17 protein-coding genes are annotated in these 20,286 nt (G+C 50.2%); 8 read left to right on the top strand and 9 right to left on the bottom strand.

The annotated features are described in order from the left end of the window. Together BZG78_RS11415 and BZG78_RS11420 are read left to right on the top strand one after the other, a co-directional pair. Positions 1–276: ATP-binding protein (locus BZG78_RS11415; RefSeq protein ID WP_242413015.1), on the top strand; the 276-nt coding region annotated here is incomplete at its 5' end. A gap of 85 nt (positions 277–361) precedes the next feature. After that, entirely contained in the window at positions 362–1,069 is a 708-nt protein-coding gene (locus BZG78_RS11420; protein WP_077661263.1) for a response regulator, read from the top strand. Here the strand turns inward: BZG78_RS11420 and BZG78_RS11425 are convergent. Next, complete coding sequence (locus BZG78_RS11425; RefSeq protein WP_021022354.1) at positions 1,058–1,699, bottom strand: YchE family NAAT transporter; 642 nt, start codon at positions 1,697–1,699, stop codon at positions 1,058–1,060. The genes BZG78_RS11420 and BZG78_RS11425 overlap by 12 nt on opposite strands. A 642-nt stretch (positions 1,700–2,341) precedes the next feature. Here BZG78_RS11425 and adhE point away from each other — a divergent pair. After that, positions 2,342–5,089 carry a bifunctional acetaldehyde-CoA/alcohol dehydrogenase gene (adhE, locus tag BZG78_RS11430; RefSeq protein WP_277921246.1) on the top strand — a complete coding sequence of 916 codons (2,748 nt, stop codon included), beginning with the start codon at positions 2,342–2,344 and terminating at the stop codon, positions 5,087–5,089. Between the two features lie 185 nt (positions 5,090–5,274). Here adhE and BZG78_RS11435 read toward each other — a convergent pair whose 3' ends face one another. The 8 genes from BZG78_RS11435 to BZG78_RS11470 form a co-directional block, all read right to left on the bottom strand. After that, a complete protein-coding gene (locus tag BZG78_RS11435; protein WP_077679503.1) occupies positions 5,275–5,922 on the bottom strand; it encodes an SDR family NAD(P)-dependent oxidoreductase in 648 nt (215 codons plus the stop codon). Positions 5,923–6,181: 259 nt separating this feature from the next. Then, the gene (locus tag BZG78_RS11440; protein ID WP_021022358.1) at positions 6,182–6,694 is read right to left on the bottom strand and encodes a VC2046/SO_2500 family protein; all 513 of its coding nucleotides are present in this window, start codon (positions 6,692–6,694) and stop codon (positions 6,182–6,184) included. A gap of 80 nt (positions 6,695–6,774) precedes the next feature. Next, on the bottom strand, positions 6,775–7,782 hold the full coding sequence (locus tag BZG78_RS11445) for an alpha-L-glutamate ligase-like protein (RefSeq protein ID WP_077661266.1): 1,008 nt from the start codon (positions 7,780–7,782) through the stop codon (positions 6,775–6,777). Then, complete coding sequence (locus BZG78_RS11450) at positions 7,775–9,304, bottom strand: inactive transglutaminase family protein (protein ID WP_077661267.1); 1,530 nt, start codon at positions 9,302–9,304, stop codon at positions 7,775–7,777. Before BZG78_RS11450 ends, BZG78_RS11445 begins: the two co-directional genes overlap by 8 nt. Positions 9,305–9,345: 41 nt before the next feature. Beyond that, complete coding sequence (locus BZG78_RS11455) at positions 9,346–10,164, bottom strand: ATP-dependent zinc protease (protein ID WP_077661268.1); 819 nt, start codon at positions 10,162–10,164, stop codon at positions 9,346–9,348. A gap of 326 nt (positions 10,165–10,490) precedes the next feature. Further along, the gene (cmoB, locus tag BZG78_RS11460) at positions 10,491–11,462 is read right to left on the bottom strand and encodes a tRNA 5-methoxyuridine(34)/uridine 5-oxyacetic acid(34) synthase CmoB (RefSeq protein WP_077661269.1); all 972 of its coding nucleotides are present in this window, start codon (positions 11,460–11,462) and stop codon (positions 10,491–10,493) included. A 171-nt stretch (positions 11,463–11,633) separates the two neighbouring features. After that, on the bottom strand, positions 11,634–12,362 hold the full coding sequence (cmoA, locus tag BZG78_RS11465; RefSeq protein ID WP_077661270.1) for a carboxy-S-adenosyl-L-methionine synthase CmoA: 729 nt from the start codon (positions 12,360–12,362) through the stop codon (positions 11,634–11,636). Positions 12,363–12,496: 134 nt separating this feature from the next. Then, a complete protein-coding gene (locus BZG78_RS11470) occupies positions 12,497–13,366 on the bottom strand; it encodes a DUF72 domain-containing protein (RefSeq protein WP_077661290.1) in 870 nt (289 codons plus the stop codon). 277 nt (positions 13,367–13,643) lie between these two features. On the opposite strand from BZG78_RS11470, the gene aspS reads away from it, so the two are divergent. The 5 genes from aspS to ruvB all read left to right on the top strand — a co-directional run bounded on the left by aspS (position 13,644) and on the right by ruvB (position 19,983). Continuing rightward, positions 13,644–15,428, top strand: a complete 1,785-nt coding sequence (aspS, locus tag BZG78_RS11475) for an aspartate--tRNA ligase (RefSeq protein ID WP_077661271.1) — start codon at positions 13,644–13,646, stop codon at positions 15,426–15,428. A gap of 108 nt (positions 15,429–15,536) precedes the next feature. After that, complete coding sequence (locus BZG78_RS11480; protein ID WP_077460427.1) at positions 15,537–16,283, top strand: YebC/PmpR family DNA-binding transcriptional regulator; 747 nt, start codon at positions 15,537–15,539, stop codon at positions 16,281–16,283. After that, positions 16,284–16,805, top strand: a complete 522-nt coding sequence (gene ruvC, locus BZG78_RS11485; protein ID WP_021022886.1) for a crossover junction endodeoxyribonuclease RuvC — start codon at positions 16,284–16,286, stop codon at positions 16,803–16,805. A gap of 1,531 nt (positions 16,806–18,336) precedes the next feature. Next, positions 18,337–18,966: a Holliday junction branch migration protein RuvA gene (ruvA, locus tag BZG78_RS11495; RefSeq protein ID WP_077661273.1), complete on the top strand. Its 630-nt coding sequence runs from the start codon at positions 18,337–18,339 to the stop codon at positions 18,964–18,966. Between the two features lie 3 nt (positions 18,967–18,969). Next, a complete protein-coding gene (ruvB, locus tag BZG78_RS11500) occupies positions 18,970–19,983 on the top strand; it encodes a Holliday junction branch migration DNA helicase RuvB (RefSeq protein ID WP_077661274.1) in 1,014 nt (337 codons plus the stop codon). Positions 19,984–20,286: the final 303 nt, after the last annotated feature.

Below are 20,286 nucleotides of genomic sequence, written 5' to 3' on the forward strand. Positions count from 1 at the left end.
ATTGAGGATAACGGTCCAGGGATACCTGAACAGCATTTAAAATATATATTTGATATGTTTTATGTTATCGCTGATTCAGATAAAAAGTCGCAAAGTACTGGAATGGGACTAGCGATTTGTAAATCAATGATTGAAGCTCATGGTGGAAGAATTGTCGCAGCAAACAAAGTAACAACAACCGGAATGCGTTTTGATATTATGTTACCAATAAACGAGACTGAGAGTGAAGAGCAATTAATGGCACTAAAACATACTGTGGTTGAAAATGATGTGTAAAACTTAAGCTTTATCAGTATAGTAAGCTCCAACAGGAGAATGGATTTTATATTCGTACTGATAGATCAGTTGAGAGACAATACCAATGAATAATAAAATTGTAGTAATCGATGATGAAGCTCAAATACGACGAATGCTTAAGGTGGCACTCAGTAGTGATGGTTACGTAGTAACAGGATGCGGTACAGGACAAGAGGGAATCACGGCAGTTGCTAGGCAGCAGCCCGATCTTGTTATCCTTGATTTAGGTCTGCCTGATTTGGATGGTCAAGACGTCCTCAAGGCAATTCGGGAATGGAGTCGTGTACCTGTTATTGTCTTATCGGTAAGAGATCATGAATCGATGAAAGTACTTGCGTTGGACGAGGGAGCTCAGGACTATGTGACAAAACCATTCAGTATTATTGAATTATTGGCGCGTGTTCGGGCGTGCTTAAGAGATCTTTCTTCGAGCCCGGAGTCTCCGATTAAAACAGACGGTAAACTTTCTATTGATTTATCTGCGAGAAGAGTCTGCTTGGGAGAAAACACGATCGAGTTCACTCCCAAAGAGTATAACGTTTTGGCTTTGCTATCTAAAAGTCCTAATCGAGTGGTAACACAATCCCAGATTCTTCAACAGGTATGGGGCCCGGGACATGAAGACGACACTCATTATCTGCGCATTATCATTAGCCATATCCGCCAAAAGCTGGGTGATGATCCACTACAACCGACTTACGTTATTACCGAACCAGGAGTCGGGTATCGATTTTGTCTGGATCAAGTCAGCGATGAGTCCTTAAGTGGCTAAACCTGGAAATAAAGCCCGCATGCCAGAGGCAATAAACTCGATCCCGAGAGAGCCGAGAATCAGACCCATGATTCGAGTGATCACGTTAATACCGGTTTGTCCCAAGAATTTTACCACCGCAGGTCCCACTTTAAATAAGCCCCAAATGCCAGCGGCGAAGATCACCAGGGTTGAAATAAGCGTGACCGTACTCCATGTATCAGGGTATTGGGAGCCGTAAACAATGGTCGAACTGATCGCGCCGGGGCCCGCAAGCAACGGCATGGCAAGCGGCACCACGCCCACTTGCTCACGACTGATGGTTTCTGACTGCTCCTGCTTGTTTTGTTTACCTTCTCCTAACTTACCGTTCATCATCGTAAAAGCGATACTGAGCAGTAGCATGCCACCGGCGACACGGAAAGAGTCTAAAGAAATACTGAACAAGTCGAGCAACATCTGACCGGCAAGCAAGGACACAATCAAGATAATCGCCACCGCGATCGCTGCGGTATACGCAGTGCGGTTTCGCTCTTGCTTATCAAGATGCACGGTAAGGGTCACAAAAACGGGCATGATACCGATAGGGTTCACGGCGGCAAAAAGCCCGACAAAAAACTGTACAAAAATCATGGTGTCAAAAACGGCCATGGCGAATCTCGTGATGCTGTGAGGAAGTCCAGTTTCTCTCGGGTTAAAAGGTGGGGCCAGTATAGCGACCTCAGCTTAAAAACCAACCGCTTAACCTTGCATTTTCTGCAAGTCTTGATTGCGGTTTTAGTGAAGTCATGGGAGGGAGCAAAAAAGTCCCCAAATGAGTGAGCAAGATTGTTAGCGCAAACTATACTGAGCGACTAAACGGTTTTTACTCACTAGAGAAAAAAGAGTCACATTGGTGGGCTTACAAGAATAAAAGAAACAGCTTTATGGTAGACACTCACTTTTTGTTGAAAAAATAATACAAAATCACCGCTTTTGTTGGCCTCGCATGTAAAGGTCGTGTTACTTTGGTGAAAATATTGGACACGTAGCCTGTGTGCTACATGATGAATAAACCCAATGTTCATGGGGGTTAAGCAATAAATTCGTTGTGATTGATTTGATAACAAATGATCGAGATCAAGTTGCTATCGCTGTGAAAACTTATACTCAGTTTTGAAAGTTATTTACTAAATGCGATGCCGTTAGGGTGAAGAAATCTCGGTTAGAGGGGTCAAACGCCAGGCAGCCATCAAAAACCCAACCAAGCGGGTACGCTGATGGTCGCAAGCAGTTACTAAATGATTTTCAAATATGAACCAGGAGACAACTATGCCTGTTACTAATATTGCCGAACTCAACGCGATGGTTGAGCGTGTCAAAAAGGCACAACAAGAATTTGCTACCTATTCACAGGAGCAAGTAGACAAGATCTTCCGTGCTGCATCACTGGCGGCAAACAACGCGCGTATCCCGCTGGCTAAACAAGCCGTCGAAGAGTCAGGCATGGGTATCCTCGAAGACAAGGTTATCAAAAACCACTTCGCGTCTGAGTTCATCTACAACAAATACAAAGACGATAAAACCTGCGGCATTCTTGAAGAGAATGACGAATTCGGCACCATGACCATTGCCGAACCAGTGGGTCTTATCTGCGGTATCGTTCCAACCACGAACCCAACGTCGACAGCGATCTTCAAATCTCTGATCTCACTGAAAACCCGTAACGGCATCATCTTCTCGCCACACCCACGTGCGAAAAACTCCACCAATGATGCCGCAAAACTGGTTCTCGACGCCGCGGTTGCCGCCGGTGCGCCTAAAGACATTATTGGCTGGATTGATCAACCGTCTGTTGAGCTTTCTAACGCACTGATGAAGCACGATGACATCAACCTGATTCTGGCCACGGGTGGCCCAGGCATGGTGAAAGCGGCATACTCATCTGGTAAACCAGCTATCGGCGTGGGTGCGGGTAACGTACCTGTCGTGATTGACGAGACTGCAGACATTAAGCGTGCTGTAGCTTCTGTACTCATGTCTAAAACCTTCGATAACGGCGTGGTATGTGCGTCAGAGCAAGCGGTTATCGTGATGGACGAAGTGTATGACGAAGTCAAAGAACGTTTCGCCTCTCACAAAGGCCATGTATTGAGTAAAACCGACGCCGACAAAGTGCGTAAAGTGTTGCTTATTAACGGCAACCTGAACGCAGATATCGTCGGTCAATCAGCAACAAAAATTGCCGATATGGCAGGCGTAAGCGTCCCATCAGACACAAAAATCCTGATTGGTGAAGGCCTGGAAATCAGCATTGAAGAAGAATTTGCACACGAGAAACTCTCACCAACCCTGGGTATGTTCCGTGCCAAAAACTTCGAGCACGCCGTCGACATGGCTTGCAAAATGGTAGAAATGGGCGGTATCGGTCACACATCAGGCCTGTATACCAACCAAGACGTCAACCAAGACCGCATTAAGTATTTCGGTGACCGCCTGAAAACAGCACGTATTCTGGTGAACATTCCAACGACGCACGGTGGTATCGGTGATTTGTACAACTTTAACGTTGCACCGTCACTCACACTGGGTTGTGGCTCATGGGGTGGTAACTCAATTTCTGAGAACGTTGGGCCTAAACACCTGATGAACAAGAAAACTGTTGCGAAGCGAGCTGAGAATATGCTGTGGCACAAACTACCAAAATCTATCTACTTCCGTCGCGGCAGCTTGCCAATCGCACTGGGTGATTTGGAAGACAAGAAACGTGCGATGATCGTGACTGACCGCTTCCTGTTTAACAACGGTTATTCAGAGCAAATTGAGTCACTGCTTAAAGCGCAAGGCATGGATGTAAACACTTTCTTCGAAGTGGAAGCGGATCCAACGCTAAGCGTGGTACGCAAAGGTGCTGAAGCGATGCAAAGCTTCCAGCCTGACGTGATTATCGCTCTTGGTGGTGGTTCACCGATGGACGCAGCGAAAATTATGTGGGTGATGTACGAGCATCCAGAAACCGCGTTCGAAGAACTCGCAATGCGCTTTATGGATATCCGTAAACGTATCTACAAATTCCCGAAAATGGGTAAAAAAGCCGAATTGGTTTGTGTCACAACCACTTCAGGTACTGGTTCAGAAGTCACGCCGTTTGCGGTTGTGACTGACGACGAAACTGGTGCTAAATACCCATTGGCTGACTACGAGCTGACACCACAAATGGCGATTGTTGATGCCAACCTGGTGATGAACATGCCGAAGTCGCTGACAGCCTTTGGTGGTTACGATGCGATTACTCACGCGATGGAAGCTTACGTGTCTATCCTGTCAAATGAGTACTCGGAAGGGCAAGCGTTGCAAGCACTGAAACTGCTGAAAGACTATCTACCAGCAAGCTATGCACACGGTGCTAACGACCCCATCGCACGTGAGAAAGTGCACAATGGTGCCACCATTGCCGGTGTCGCGTTTGCCAACGCCTTCTTGGGTGTGTGTCACTCCATGGCGCATAAACTCGGTGCTGAGTTCCACCTGCCGCATGGCCTGGCGAACGCATTATTGATTTCAAACGTGGTACGTTTTAACGCCAATGACAACCCAACCAAGCAAACGGCATTCTCGCAGTACGACCGCCCACAAGCACGTCGTCGCTATGCAGAAATCGCTGACCACTTGGGTCTGGCTCAAACCGGTGACCGTACCGCACAGAAAATTGAGCGTTTGTTAACCTGGCTTGAAGACATGAAACTGAAACTAGACATCCCAACCTCTATCCAAGCGGCGGGTGTACCAGAAGCAGACTTCATGGCTAAATTAGACGAGCTAGCGGAAGAAGCGTTTGATGACCAATGTACCGGTGCAAACCCACGCTACCCACTCATCAAAGAGCTGAAAGAAGTGTTGGTTGCGTCTTACTATGGCAAGCCTTACGTTGAAGGTGAAACCTTTGAAGGCACCACGGTTATCAAAAAAAGAGATGACCAACCCGCTGCAGCGCCGACCAAAGCGGCTAAAGCTGACGCAAAAGCGAAAGCTGAGCAAAAGGACCAAAAAGCAGATGCCTAATGTAACCTAGGCAACCGCTTAACGAAAAAGACCCGCCACCGGCGGGTCTTTTTGATTTTACCCGTGGCGACGATGACACGAGAATACAGAGCGCTTCGCTTACGGAATACGGAAAGAGACGAGACGCTTCGCTTCTAGAGACTAGAGAAAGCAGCCTCGTGCTTGCATTGGGGGTTTTGCTCTTTCTAACCACTTGCTTCTAACAACCGGCCGTTAAAAGAATCATTCGAGACAATATACTCCGCGTTTCGAATTAATTCGTCATCCATCTCAAAGGTTGCGCGATGTCGGTGGCGTGGCACAATGCCTCCCACGCGGATCTTTAGCCCGGAAAGCTCTTTGGCCCAGCGCTGGGTTAAGCCGCCAATCATGGCATTGGCAACGGTGTCAGGGGTAAGATGAGCGCCAGCGACATTAATGATCACACCGGGGCGACCACGTTGTTGCATACACTCTGCCGCGTGCTGAACCACCAGATAACACGGCGAGGTTGTATTGGTCAGCGTTCTCGACATATCACACCAAGCACCATTGTTAAATAAACTGGGCAATATATCGCCTTGCCATTGATTGATGAGCACATCAATGCCGCCAAAAAGTTGCGTCACTTGTGCGAACGCATCATGGATAGAAGCCGGTTGATCATTGGCCAAACAAATCGGCTGGACGCGCCCAGCATAGGGACGGCATTGATCGGCACTTAAGCGCAGTGCTGGCCATTCAGTATCGAGCAATGCGACGTCAGCACCAAGCGAGCAAAAATGCTCTGCCATTGCGCGTCCCGATGATGAGCCGCCGGCGGTAATAACGACCACTGCGTTATCGATCTTCATGGTCAATTCCTCAATATTATCAACAAGATAGAGCGTCACGCCTTACCTTTCATACTCAAGCTAATCACGTGAAAATGACAGCTTACTCACACCTTATTCAAGCGTGGGAAGGTAATACTGGACCATAATTACGCCGACTGCGAAAAAAAGGCTCAAAACGTCTGGTCGTCTGGCAGAAATATTGTTGGGAATTGAGAGACGATCACAATTTCGATAAGGATCATGAAACCCTCTCAGGATCAACTTGCGAACTTCGTTGTTATGCGCTTACACGCATTTTATCGAAGCAATGCGATGTGGTGAGTTTTTCATACAAGGTGGCAGGGTTAAAAGCGGGGCGGCTTGGGGTTGCATCAGCTAAATGACGACGCTCATGACCGGAAAGATTATGGTAGACCGCTTCATCAAAGCCGTGCGTCCCCTGGGGCGGATAATGCATAGCGGCCGGAGCAAGTTGAAAGCGCAAATTAGCGCTGGCTAAACCGCCACGGTGAAAGGCATCGGCTTGGGCACTGGCGCGCTGATAATCTTCTTCATTGCTGGCCGCCAAGGGTTGCGGCTCTGCCAGCTGGAACTGCTGGCGCAATACCGCATCATTACTGATAGGGTTATCGGTGAGGGTGAGTGGCGTTGACTCATTCGCATCCCCGGAAAGCAGCGCCATCATCAACGCAAAGTCGGAACGACGCCCTTGCACCACCGCCTGATTGAGGTTGCCCCCAAACTGGACGTCGCTAATAAGCTGCGCTTTGTCGATGGTATGGATAGTCACTGCGGTTACCCTAATTCATATCGTGATTGTGCGGATGTGTAATAGGGTATCGGCCGCGTACGGTAAACTTTAGTGGTTTTTTATCCGGTTTGTGCCAGTTGGGGCGACAATGGCTGCGTACTTTGTCCAGCAAAATGCTGCATCGAAAACGCCACGCGATCGTCTGGCATCAGCGGGTAGCGCCGAGGTGGAAGTGACTCAATCAGCCGTAACCTTGGCAGCAATCCGCAGCCATTGGCAATTTGGATCGCAAGACCAGGCCGTGCATTAAGCTCGAGTACCATCGGGCCCTTCTCTTTATCTAATACCATATCTGTCCCCATATAACCTAAGTCGGTCATCTCCCAGGCGCTGGCTGCCAGCGTGAGCAGCTGCTGCCAATGAGGCACTTTCAGGGTATAAAGGTCATGTTCCGTATCCGGGTGATGGGTGATGGGGCGGTTAAATTGCACCGCCTTTAGCGCCTTACCGGTGGCCATATCTAGCCCGACGCCTACTGCCCCTTGGTGCAAATTGGCCTTGCCATCAGATGCTGAGGTCGACAGCCGCATCATCGCCATCACCGGATACCCTTGAAACACAATCACGCGAATATCAGGGACCCCTTCATAGCTAAAACCGCTGAAGCTATCGTCGAACGCGATCAAGTTCTCGACCACGGCGACATCCGCTTTGCCACCGAGCGAGAACAGGCCCGCGAGCGTATTGGTGATATGACGTTCAACATCGTTGTGGCTCACGGTCTTGCCAGAGGCCTTGGTATAGACCCCTTGATGATTTTTCGTCACCACCAAAATGCCCTTACCGCCTGAGCCTTGCGCCGGTTTAATCACAAAACCGGGCCAATTTTCCACCATGTGATGAATACGTTTGACGTGCGCTTGGCTATCAATCACGCCGATCAACTCAGGGACGGTAGCGCCGGCTTGTTGGGCGATCAACTTGGTTTTAAGTTTGTCATCTACTAATGGATAAAGACGCCTGTCGTTGTAACGACCAATGTAACGGATATTACGCTGGTTCATCCCCATGATGCCGGCGTGATTCAGGCGAAAGGGGGAGGCGAACCGTGAAAAGAATTTAATCATCACGACCGCTCCCATCCTGATGTGCTAACGGGCGAAACCGCTTCAACTCCGACAAGCGGTAGCCGGTGTAATTACCCAGCATTAATATCAATGCCAAGATCACCAGCTGCAAACCAATAAAGTTAAAGGTCAGATGCCGGACCAACTCATTGGTCATCGCCAAATACACCAACACCGCAGTGATGAGCGAGCCACCGCCTTGAATGACCACTTCTTTTGCGCCTTCCTCTTCCCATAAAATCGACATTCGCTCGATGGTCCATGACAGAATAATCATTGGGAAGAAGGTGATGGTTAGCCCTTCCATTAAGCCGATACGGAACGCGATCACGCTAAATACCGAAATAATTAAAATGACCGTGATAATCACCGCGGAAATTCGCGCCACCAGCAGCAAATTAAGCCGCGAAAGATAGCTTCTTATCACCAGCCCAGTGCCGACGATCAACACAAAGCCAACAATCCCAGTGAGTAATTGGGTTTGCACAAAGGCAACCGCAATCAGCACTGGCATAAAGGTCCCTGAAGTCTTTAACCCCACGATCACGCGCAAGAACACCACAATTAGCGCGCCAATCGGGATCAGCATAATGGTTTTAAACATCGCCTGCTCTTCAATGGGCAAGCTATGAATAGAAAAGTTAAGTAGGTTATCGGCGGAAACCTTCGCCGAAGTGGCCTGTTGTGGGCTGATATCTTGGGAGATAATTGAAAAATGTACCTGGCTATGTTCACCGCCCATCACTTCTAACAATGGTCCGCCGTGCTGGTTCCAGAGCAGGACATTATTGTGATGGCCATTTTGCCCAGTGGTTAAATCAAACAAGTGCCAGCGTGTGTCTTGCCACACTTGTAGCATGGGAGAAATGGTTTGGCGACGTCGCCCATCTTCAAGCTCCAAGCCACCGACCACGCGCGCATGCACACCTTCCAGTGCCAAGGTTTTTCGTAGGGCGTCGGGTTTGTCGAGGGTATTGAGTAACAAAGCCGCGTTTTGACTATCTGGGCTATTAAATTGTTTGATGAGCTCACGGGTCAACGTAATGTTGTCCGCCGAGCGCGCCCGTGCACGATCCAACAGTGCTAAGGCCGCATTTTTGGCAGCATTATCCATCACAGGAAGCGCCACCTGCTCTTCATCAGGTGGAGCCATGGTATAGCGCGCACTGTCGTCGACTAACATTTGGTTTTTAAAATAAAGGGTTTGCTCACCGTTGGCTTGGCGCGTCGACCACTGTGCTTGGCGGCCATGTTCAGTGTTAAGCAATGAAAAGCCATAGCCTGCCGAGGAGGTGCTCTCATCGATAAGCGTAAGCCCAGGTTGGCTATCTGGTGCAGCAAGGCTAACTTTTACTGGGCCATCGCCGGCATCAAAGTTAATTCTGGCCTCAATTTGCCAGACTTGGCGGGTGTCATCCGCTTGCCAAGGCACCCCATAGCCTAGGTGACGATAGGCACTGAGTGCGATACCGGCCAAAATTAAAAAGCCGATCAAAAAGTAAAAAGGAACCCGTGAAACCATGTCGATTACCTATTTTCGTAGAGCCTAGCTTTTCGTAAAGCCTATTCTTGTAGAGCCGATTCTTTAGACGCTGATGGCGGCTGACGATCATCATCACTAGGCTCCGGGGGAGTGTCCGGCTGATATTGCGGATGAATGTGTACTTGGCTGACATCTACCACGGCTAAATCTTTAAAAAACGAGCGGCCCAACAATACGGGGTATTCCATATTGGTGCGATCCGCGAGGGTAAATTCGGTTTTTTCGTGAATGTTACCCACCCGGATCCACGCTTCAACCACGGGGCGGCGGTCAGTTTTATCGGTCGATGATTGCCGTATGAGAACCCAGCGCTTTACGGGCATTTCCATAAATACTGGCTGGTCATTGTTTTCACTATGATTGACATTAAACTTGACCCAGGTGTCACCATCGCGCTCAAATTCTTGAATATCTACCGCATTGAGCGACGAGGTTGCCGCGCCGGTATCTACGCGCGACTGGAAGGTGCTTTTGACTTCATCAAACCAAACCCACTCACGTCCGCCGAGGACCACTTTGTCGTTATTCACGGGCACCCGGACCACTTTTTCTTGGATTTTAACTTCCGGTTTTGGGTTAGCGAAATTGGCATATAGTTTGGCTTGAGTACGCTGAATAACAGTCAGTTGGCTCTCGAGCGCCGTGACTTTATCCGTCAGCTGAGTTAATGACGCATCGTGTTGGGTAAAAGCATCAGTCAGGCTTTGCCGCTGTTGGTGGCTCTGGGTGGCAACGGTATTGAGTTTATCCAGTGTTTCTTGGTGTTGCTGCTGAGAGGTGAGCATGCAACCGGATATCGTTAATAACAACACACTGATTAGTGAGCAACGAAAAAGCATCTAAGTCTCCACTGCATAGAAGGATGGCTACTGGCCGTATCGCCTCAAACAATGGATCAAAAGTGAGGCTGAGCGCAGATTCTAAAGGATGCGACCAAGATGGATAGAGGGATTCTGTCAAATGTTAGTCAGAATTGACTAAACGTTGATTATATCAACGCTATCGGTGAAAAATTGCCCGAAAACAGGCAGTCGCGCCCTTGTGCATAAAGTGAACAACAATAAAAGGGCGCAGATCGCGACATCAGCGTCAGCGTTGCGTGTGCTCTAGGTCAAATTAACTACACTAGGTAACATTAACCACAGCACACGCCGCCTGGCGCGATTTAATCAGGATTGCGCGCCACTAAAATTGCGCGTTTAGGCGCCGGATACCCTTCGATGGTTTGCGTCGGGTCATCTGGGTTTAGGTACTCTGGCAACGAGTTATGGGTCATCCACGCTGTGCTGCGCTGCTCATCGGTGGTGGTGACACATTCATCGACAATACGGACATCGACAAATCCGACTTTTTCCAACCACACTTTGAGCGCACGCGCCGAAGGGAAAAAGTAGACATTGCGCATTTGTGCATAGCGGCCTGATGGCACCAATACAGCGTTTTCATCGCCATCAATCACCAAGGTTTCCAGTATCAGCTCACCGTCTTTCCCCAACTGATCTTTGAGTTGCATTAGATGATCGAGCGGCGAGCGACGGTGGTAAAGCACGCCCATGCTAAACACGGTATCAAAGGCACGCAGAGCAGGGAGTTTTTCGATTCCTAAGGGCAGCAGATGCGCGCGTTGGTCATTGCCCATTAAGCGACGAATGGCGTCGAACTGCATTAAGAAGAGCTCAGAGGGATCAATACCCACGGTCAGAGCCGCCCCTTCACCCAACATCCGCCACATGTGGTAGCCATTGCCGCAACCGACATCGAGCACATAGCGCCCTTTGAGCGGAGAGATATGGGGAAGCACCCGATCCCACTTCCAATCCGAACGCCACTCGGTGTCGATATCCATACCGTGAACCTGATAAGGCCCTTTGCGCCATGGGTGAAAGCTACGGAGCAGATTTTCTAACTTTTTACGCTCACCGGCAGGCAAGCTGGTGGCATCGCCAATCTGGACCCTATCTTTTAGCTCCACCTGCTCGGGCGCATCGGTCGGGATTTTATTCAGCACTTTTATCCACTTTGGCATATCGCCATGGGGCTGGGTTTGCCACTCCGCCAATTGCGCCGGCAGAACTTCTAACCAGTGAGAGAGACGGTTTTTGGCGATCAGTTGATAAAAATCGGAAAAATCAAACATCAGATTACTCGTACTTAATGGCGTGTTTCGCTGAATCAAAGGGTTGACTGGATCAAGGGTGCAACTCGATCAATGATATAAATAGATTAATGGTGTAACTGGATCAATGATCTAAATAGATCAATAGCGTACCGGGATGACGGGACGCATCGCTTTATGTCATCGCTTATCTTATTTAATCGCGAACATCGACCCAAAGTTAAAACATTGAAACCACATGGCGACACTGCTAAAACCAATCTCGCTCAATCGCGTTTTAWGGGTATCAATGCTATCTGGACGCATCACGTTTTCTAGCGCACTGCGTTTTTGACTGATCTCAAGCTCGCTGTAGCCATTGGCGCGTTTAAAGTCATGGTGCAAGTCAATCAGCAGTTCATTGGCGGTTTCGTCTTCAAAGCAATACTTCTCCGACAAAATCAGGATCCCGCCCGGTTTTAATCCTTGATAGATGCGGGTGAGTAGCGCTTGGCGATCGTCCGGGCTTAAAAATTGTAGGGTAAAATTAAGCACCACCATGGAGGCATTAGTAATCGTCACATCGCGAATATCAGCCTCACGCACCTCAACATCGGCAGCGCCGCGATAGGCATTCACATGCAAACGGCAACGCTCCACCATCGCTTGTGAATTATCAACCGCGATGATGGTACAGCTGTCATGAGGAATATGGCGGCGCATCGACAGGGTGGCGGCGCCCAACGAGCAACCGAGATCGTAAATATGGCTATCTGGCGTGGCAAAGCGTTTCGCCAGCATACCAATCGCCGAGATAATGTTGCTGTACCCAGGCACCGAGCGCTGGATCATATCCGGGAACACTTCGGCGACATTCTCATCGAAGGTAAAGTCGCCCATCTTCTCAATCGGCGCCGCGAAAATTTTATCCTGATTAGCCATATAAGCCCCTACAAATCAGCCCAGCTGGCCAGTGTGAGCACCTGACGCCAGCAAACCCTATCGCAAAAGCGGCGTATTGTAGTGAATTTTTCAGCGCCTGTCTGCACGGTGAGCGCGCACCTTGCGTGGATACACTAAAACAGTGCCCCTTGCTGACTTTGCGCGGCGCGGGTGACTGAAGCCAGTGGCGTTGATAAATCAAGATGTTGATACAAGTGTGCCGCGAGCGCCGGGGCTTGGTCATTATCCGAAGTATGAATCATTAAATAGGGCGTTTTGCCCGCGGCTATCCATTGAGATAAACGTGGGATCCATGGTTCAAAAAATGCGCTATTGTTTGCCAGCTCAGGATGACCAATAAACCGCACCATAGGCGCATCGCTGGTGGCAATCGCATGCACGGGGACACGCGGCTTTTTCTTTTGTGCATCAATCACCGCTGGCGTGTCCGGTTTCGCCGCGAACACAGGACGACTGTCCATGATCACTCGGTTGGCATGATGGGCGATCAAGAGTCGATTCAACGCTTTCTCTGCCTCTCCTTTGGCAAAAAAAGCCGGGTGCCGTACTTCCACGCCGATAAAGATATCCGCCGGTAAGCTTTGCAAAAAGGCGGCCAGATCCGGCAAGCCTTCAGGACCAAAGCGGGCCGGCAGCTGAATCGTCCACTGACCAATTTTATCATGGAGAGGCGCCATCAAATGAATAAAATCCCGCGTTAAATCTTGCGCATGGCGCAACTGGCATTGATGGGTAATGGTTTTGGGAAACTTAAAAGTAAATTGGAAAGTGTCTGACGTCGCGGCCGCCCAATTCGCCACCGTCTTTGGCGACGGCGACGCATAAAAGGTGGTATTGCCCTCAACCGTATTGAATACCTCTGCGTAGCGGGCTAAACGCTCACCCGAACGGGTACCTGGAGGATAAAAATGGTTCTGCCAACTGGGATGAGACCACTGGGTCAAACCAAGGCGCAATGGCGGATCGGACAGTTGATGTAGCATCAGAGACATGGCGTCGTTATGATTGGTCAATACACGTTGCGGTAGCCTAATCGCAACCGGGGAAAAAAACCATATGAAGGAGAAACAGAATAAAAACACGCGATCGCTTTACCAAGAGCGGGGCTTTTCCTTTATAATGGCAGGTCTTTGACAGTAACGGCAGTCGCGGGGGCGTACCGTCAGGTACGACAAAGACTGTTGTCTAATTTCCCTCAGAATTGACAGGCTTGTGCCCAAGGGGGCAAGCGGAATTATCAGAACAGATCAGGAATAGTCTATGCGCACCCAATATTGTGGTCACCTGAATAAAGCCCATGTCGGGCAAGAAGTAAGTCTTTGTGGTTGGGTTAATCGTCGTCGTGATTTGGGCGGCTTGATTTTTATCGACATGCGCGACCGTGAAGGTCTGGTGCAAGTTGTGATTGATCCTGATATGGGTGACGTTTACGAACACGCCAATAAACTGCGTAACGAATTCTGTGTTGCCATTCGTGGTGAAGTCCGTGCACGTCCAGACAGCCAAATCAACCGTGATATGGCCACCGGCGAAGTCGAGGTGGTGGCGAAAGGGTTGGAGATTATCAACCGCAGCGCACCGATGCCGATTGACTTTAACCAGTTTATCTCTGAAGAGCAGCGTCTTAAGTACCGCTACCTCGACTTGCGTCGTCCAGAGATGAGCGATCGCATTAAACTGCGTGCCAAGGCTACCAGCTTTGTCCGTCGCTTCCTGGATGAGAACGACTTTTTAGATATCGAAACCCCGGTACTGACCAAAGCAACCCCGGAAGGTGCGCGCGATTACTTGGTGCCAAGCCGCGTTCACAAAGGCAGCTTTTATGCCTTGCCACAATCGCCACAGCTGTTTAAACAGCTACTGATGATGTCCGGCTTCGATCGCTATTACCAAATCGTGAAGTGCTTCCGAGATGAAGACTTGCGCGCGGATCGCCAACCAGAATTTACCCAAATCGATATCGAAACCTCGTTCATGAGCGCTGAACAAGTACGTGACGTGACCGAGCAAATGATCCGCGAAATGTGGCAGTCGCTACTCAACGTTGATTTGGGTACCTTCCCCATCATGAAATATGAAGAAGCGATGCGTCGGTTTGGCTCTGATAAGCCAGACTTGCGTAACCCGCTTGAAATCGTCGATGTGGCCGACATTGTCAAAGACGTTGAATTTAAAGTCTTCTCTGGTCCAGCGAACGATGAAAAAGGCCGTGTGGCAGTCATCCGCGTGCCAGGTGGCGCTAGCTTATCTCGCAAACAAATTGATGAGTACACCCATTTTGTTAGCATTTACGGCGCCAAAGGCTTGGCATGGATGAAGGTCAACGATCGCGACGCCGGCTTTGACGGTATTAAATCGCCCGTCGCCAAGTTCCTTAACGCGGATGTCGTGGAGAGTATTCTGTCACGCACTGACGCGCAAAGCGGGGACATTATCTTGTTCGGCGCCGACAAAAAATCGGTAGTCACCGAAGCGCTGGGCGCATTGCGTGTAAAAGTAGGCTTGGATCTTGAACTGACCGACACCCAAGCTTGGACCCCGCTGTGGGTAGTGGACTTCTCGATGTTTGAGGAAGACGACGAAGGCAACCTGCACGCCATGCACCACCCATTTACTGCACCAACTGACGTCACGCCAGAGCAGCTAAAAGCCAATCCGGCCGCGGCGAACTCCAATGCCTACGACATGGTGATTAATGGCTATGAAGTCGGCGGTGGCTCGGTGCGTATTCATAACCCAGAAATGCAAGCAGCCGTCTTTGAGACCCTGGGCATTGACGAACAAGAGCAGCGCAAGAAGTTCGGTTTCTTGCTCGACGCGCTAAAATACGGCACCCCTCCACACGCAGGTTTGGCATTTGGTATGGACCGTTTGGTGATGCTGCTGTCTGGCACTGAGAACATTCGTGACGTCATTGCGTTCCCGAAAACCACCGCCGCAGCGTGCTTGATGACGGATGCGCCAAGTATTGCCAATGACGCCGCGCTTGAAGAGCTAGCGCTCAGCATTACCGTGGCAGCCGAGCAAAACGAACAAAGCGAATAACGTTACCTTAACGTCATTTCATCAACGCGCCTCAGACTGAAAAGCCAAGGCGCGTTTTTTCTGATTACTCCTTTCACGTGAGGGGAGCGCAAAAAACGGAGAATCGATATGGCAGGTCACAGTAAGTGGTCGAATATTAAACACCGTAAAGCCGCTCAAGACGCGAAGCGCGGTAAGATTTTCACCAAACTGATTCGAGAATTAGTGGTTGCCACCAAAGAAGGTGGTCCCGAAGCAGAAACCAATCCACGCTTGCGTGCGGCGGTCGATAAAGCGCTATCTAATAATATGACACGCGACACCATCAACCGAGCGATCACACGCGGAGCTGGCGGTGATGGCGACGACAACATGGAAACCGTGATTTACGAAGGGTATGGCCCAGCGGGCACCGCGGTGATGGTGGAATGCATGACCGACAACCGCAATCGTACCGTGTCAGGTGTTCGTCACGCATTTTCCAAATCTGGCGGTAACCTAGGCACTGACGGCTCGGTCAGTTTCCTATTTGATAAAAAAGGCGTTGTGACCTATGCGTCTGGCCTGGAAGAAGATGACGTCATGGAAGCGGCACTCGAAGGCGGGGCAGAAGACGTGGTCACCTATGACGACGGCTCAATCGATGTCTACACCACCCCCAATGATTTTGGTACCGTCAAAGATGCCCTCGATAAAGCCGGGTTTGAAGCGGAACGCGCCGAAGTGACCCAGGTGCCATCGACCAAAGCCGAGTTAGATGCAGATACCGCACCGAAGTTACTGCGTCTTATCGATACGTTAGAAGACCTTGACGATGTGCAAGAGGTCTATCATAACGGGGATATCTCGGATGAAGTGGCAGCGAGTTTAAGCTAAATGACCATTATACTGGGGATTGACCCAGGTTCGCGGATCACCGGTTATGGGGTGATCCGCCAACAGGGGCGGCATCTTGAATACCTCGGTAGCGGGTGTATTCGGACAGAAACCGACGACTTACCCGGTCGCTTGAAGCATATCTACGCAGGGGTGAGTGAAGTGATCACCCAATTTCAGCCGGACAACTTTGCCATCGAACAAGTCTTTATGGCCCGTAATGCCGATTCGGCGCTTAAATTGGGCCAAGCACGGGGCAGTGCCATCGTTGCGGCGGTGAATGCCGATCTACCGGTATCTGAATACGCAGCAAGGCTTATCAAGCAAGCAGTCGTCGGCAAAGGTAGCGCGGATAAAAAGCAAGTGCAGCATATGGTCACCCACATGTTGAAACTCAGCGCCACCCCCCAAGCCGATGCCGCCGATGCCCTGGCCGTGGCGATTTGCCATGCCCACACCAACCACACCCTGATCGCCATGGCCGGCAAAGCCAACGCCGCCCGCCGCGGCCGATATCGGTAAAAGCGCTTTTTACTCTTTACTCGTTCCCACGCTCCTGCGTGGGAATGCATACAATGACAAAATTTATACATCGATGGTGCCATTGGCGTCGATGACACAAGCCCCGGTAAGATGTCAACAATGATGCACTGTGCTTCCTGGGCGCCAGTTGCACTGCGCCTGTCACGATCGGTGCCAAATTTACCACCAATGTTCGATGGCGCCGTGCAACGGGCGCGCGGCGGAAATCACACCAAGCTTGCGCGATCGAGAAGGCGCTTATACCGACCTACGCCCGATTTATACATCGGTGGTGCCATTGGCTACGATTGCTCGTTCCCACGCTCCTGCGTGGGAATGCATACAATGACAAAATTTATACATCAATGGTGCCATTGGCGTAGGTGACACAAGCCCCGGTAAGATGTCAACGATGATGCACTGTGCTTCCTGGGCGCCTGTCACGATCGGTGCCAAATTTACCACCAATGTCGGATGGCGCGCGGCCGGCGTGGGTATTCATGATTGATATTGTGCTGGCGCTTATGCCGACCTACGCCTGGTTTATATATCGGTGGTGCCATTGGCTACGATTACTCGTTCCCACGCTCCTGCGTGGGAATGCATACAATGACAAAAGTTATACATCGATGGTGCCATTGGCGTAGGTGACACAAGCCCCGGTAAGATGTCAACGATGATGCGCTATGCCAACGGGCGCCAGTTGCACTGCGCCTGTCACGATCGGTGCCAAATTTACCACCAATGTCGGATGGCGCGCAGCGGAAATCACACCAAGCTTGCGCGATCGAGAAGGCGCTTATGCCGACCTACGCCTGGTTTCTATATCGGTGGTCATATTTAATTTCGATGGTGCCATTTACTCGTTCCCACGCTCCTGCGTGGGAATGCATACAATGACAAAATTTATACATCAATGGTGCCATTGGCGTAGGTGACACAAGCCCCGGTAAGATGTCAACAATGATGCGCTATGCCAACGGGCGCCTGTCACGATCAATGCCAGTATTTGACCGCCAATGTCGGATGGCGCGCGGCGGGAACCACACCAAGCTTGCGCGATCGAGAAGGCGCTTATGCCGACCTACGCCTGGTTTCTATATCGGTGGTCATATTTAATTTCGATGATCCCATTGGCGTAGGTGACACAAGCCCCAGCAAAATGTTGGATAAGAGCACATTGTCAACGGGCGCCTGTCACGATCGGTGCCAATTTTGACCACGATGTCGGATGGCGCGCGGCGGAAATCACAGCAAGCTTGCGCGATCGAGAAGGCGCTTATGCCGACCTACGCGATATTCGGGATTTTTGAATACAGAGCGCTTCGCTTACGGAGTACAGAAGAGAGCAGAAAGCAGTTCCTAGGACCTAGGACCTAGGAACTTTATCTACCAGAGCTGGCACGATATGCTCTTTCCGTATTCCGTATTCCGTATTCCGTATTCCGTATTCCGTATTCCGTCAATTCGACTGGATATACATCCAGTTATTCTTTATCCTTGAGGGAAAGTAACAAACAGAGAATCGATTGTGATAGGCCGATTACACGGAACCCTGATAGAAAAGCAGCCGCCGGAGATTTTAATTGACGTGAACGGCGTCGGTTACGAAGTGAGCATGCCAATGAACTGTCTATATCAACTGCCGGACGTGGGTGAGACGGCCACTGTGTATACCCACTTTGTGGTGCGTGAAGACGCGCAATTACTCTATGGCTTTAGTGGTAAACGCGAGCGTGCGTTGTTTCGTGAAGTGATCAAAGCCAATGGCGTGGGGCCTAAGCTCGGATTAGCGATTCTATCGGGTATGACGGCCAATCATTTTGTCGACAGTGTTGAGCATAACGATGTATCGACCTTGGTGAAAATTCCCGGGGTAGGGAAGAAAACCGCGGAACGCTTGGTGATTGAAATGCGCGACCGGCTTAAAAACTGGGAAGCATTCGATCTCTTTACCCCGCATACGGATGCAGCTACTGGCGAGGGGGCGACCACTCGTCCAGCTCCGACCACGGTCTCAACCGCGGCAGACGAAGCGGTGAGTGCCCTGGTCGCCTTGGGCTATAAAGCGGCACAAGCAGAGAAAGTGGTAAAACAAATTGCAACCGATGACATGAGCAGTGAAGACGTCATTCGTCACGCGCTGCGCTCGATGGTGTAACCCATGATAGAAGCTGATCGTTTAATTTCGGCGCAAACCACGCCCGATCGCGAAGATGAAGTGATTGACCGCGCGATACGTCCCAAGTTACTAGATGACTACCAAGGCCAAGACCACGTACGTGGGCAAATGGAAATTTTTATCCATGCCGCACGCAAACGGCAAGAAGCCCTGGATCACCTGCTGATTTTTGGCCCGCCCGGCCTCGGTAAAACCACTTTGGCCAATATTGTTGCCAACGAAATGGACGTGAGTATTCGCACCACCTCAGGCCCCGTGCTAGAAAAAGCTGGTGATCTTGCCGCCTTGCTCACCAATCTAGAGCCTCATGATGTGCTGTTTATCGATGAAATTCATCGCCTAAGCCCGGTGGTGGAAGAAGTCTTGTATCCCGCCATGGAAGATTACCAACTGGATATTATGATTGGTGAAGGGCCAGCCGCCCGCTCGATTAAAATCGATTTGCCACCGTTTACCCTGATTGGCGCCACCACCCGTGCGGGCTCACTGACATCCCCCCTGCGTGACCGTTTTGGTATTACCCAGCGTTTGGAATACTACAACGTGCGTGATTTAACCGGGATTGTAAAACGCAGTGCGCATTGCTTGGCGTTGTCGATGGAAGACGAAGGGGCCGAGGAAGTGGCGCGTCGTTCACGTGGTACACCACGGATTGCCAACCGTTTACTCCGCCGTGTGCGCGACTTTGCCGAAGTAAAAGGCAGTGGCCACATCTGTCCCGATATCGCCCAGCGCGCCTTGGATATGCTGGACGTTGACAGCCAAGGGTTTGACTACATGGACCGCAAACTACTCAACGCCATTATTGAAAAATTCGATGGGGGGCCGGTCGGCTTAGATAACCTGGCCGCGGCGATTGGTGAAGAAAAAGACACCATTGAAGATGTGATTGAGCCTTATCTGATCCAGCAAGGCTATTTACAACGCACCCCGCGTGGCCGAATTGCCAGCCAGCGCGCCTATCTGCATTTTGGCTTTGATGTGCCCAAGGTGTGACAAAAACCGGCCGAAAGCTTAACTGAGATCAAGACATTTTTTACCAAAACCGCCCCATTGACCGCCAATCAATGGGGTTTTTTGATCTAGATTAAGGTTATGTAGCACGTGACCCCTTATCGTTACTCTCATCTGCTGACAGTTACAGCCAACCAGAGTGAGATGTGGCTTTGAATTACAGCCAATAATCACCTGGTTTCTTTGTGGTTAATCACAATTTTACACCTCGATGTCGATGCTTTGTTGTTTTTGCAACTGACTCGACAAACCCGGGAAAAGGCGATTAACGCACATAAGTTACGT

The sequence above is a fragment of the Salinivibrio sp. MA351 genome (genome assembly GCF_001996065.1).
GTDB lineage: Bacteria > Pseudomonadota > Gammaproteobacteria > Enterobacterales > Vibrionaceae > Salinivibrio > Salinivibrio costicola.

Bases quoted from the DNA above. Each gene is read 5' to 3' on its own strand.
- BZG78_RS11420 (WP_077661263.1), top strand. From the start codon at position 362: ATGAATAATAAAATTGTAGTAATCGATGATGAAGCTCAAATACGACGA.
- BZG78_RS11425 (WP_021022354.1), bottom strand. From the start codon at position 1,699: ATGGCCGTTTTTGACACCATGATTTTTGTACAGTTTTTTGTCGGGCTT.
- adhE (WP_277921246.1), top strand. From the start codon at position 2,342: ATGAACCAGGAGACAACTATGCCTGTTACTAATATTGCCGAACTCAAC.
- BZG78_RS11435 (WP_077679503.1), bottom strand. From the start codon at position 5,922: ATGAAGATCGATAACGCAGTGGTCGTTATTACCGCCGGCGGCTCATCA.
- BZG78_RS11445 (WP_077661266.1), bottom strand. From the start codon at position 7,782: ATGATTAAATTCTTTTCACGGTTCGCCTCCCCCTTTCGCCTGAATCAC.
- BZG78_RS11450 (WP_077661267.1), bottom strand. From the start codon at position 9,304: ATGGTTTCACGGGTTCCTTTTTACTTTTTGATCGGCTTTTTAATTTTG.
- BZG78_RS11455 (WP_077661268.1), bottom strand. From the start codon at position 10,164: ATGCTTTTTCGTTGCTCACTAATCAGTGTGTTGTTATTAACGATATCC.
- cmoB (WP_077661269.1), bottom strand. From the start codon at position 11,462: ATGTTTGATTTTTCCGATTTTTATCAACTGATCGCCAAAAACCGTCTC.
- BZG78_RS11470 (WP_077661290.1), bottom strand. From the start codon at position 13,366: ATGCTACATCAACTGTCCGATCCGCCATTGCGCCTTGGTTTGACCCAG.
- aspS (WP_077661271.1), top strand. From the start codon at position 13,644: ATGCGCACCCAATATTGTGGTCACCTGAATAAAGCCCATGTCGGGCAA.
- BZG78_RS11480 (WP_077460427.1), top strand. From the start codon at position 15,537: ATGGCAGGTCACAGTAAGTGGTCGAATATTAAACACCGTAAAGCCGCT.
- ruvC (WP_021022886.1), top strand. From the start codon at position 16,284: ATGACCATTATACTGGGGATTGACCCAGGTTCGCGGATCACCGGTTAT.
- ruvB (WP_077661274.1), top strand. From the start codon at position 18,970: ATGATAGAAGCTGATCGTTTAATTTCGGCGCAAACCACGCCCGATCGC.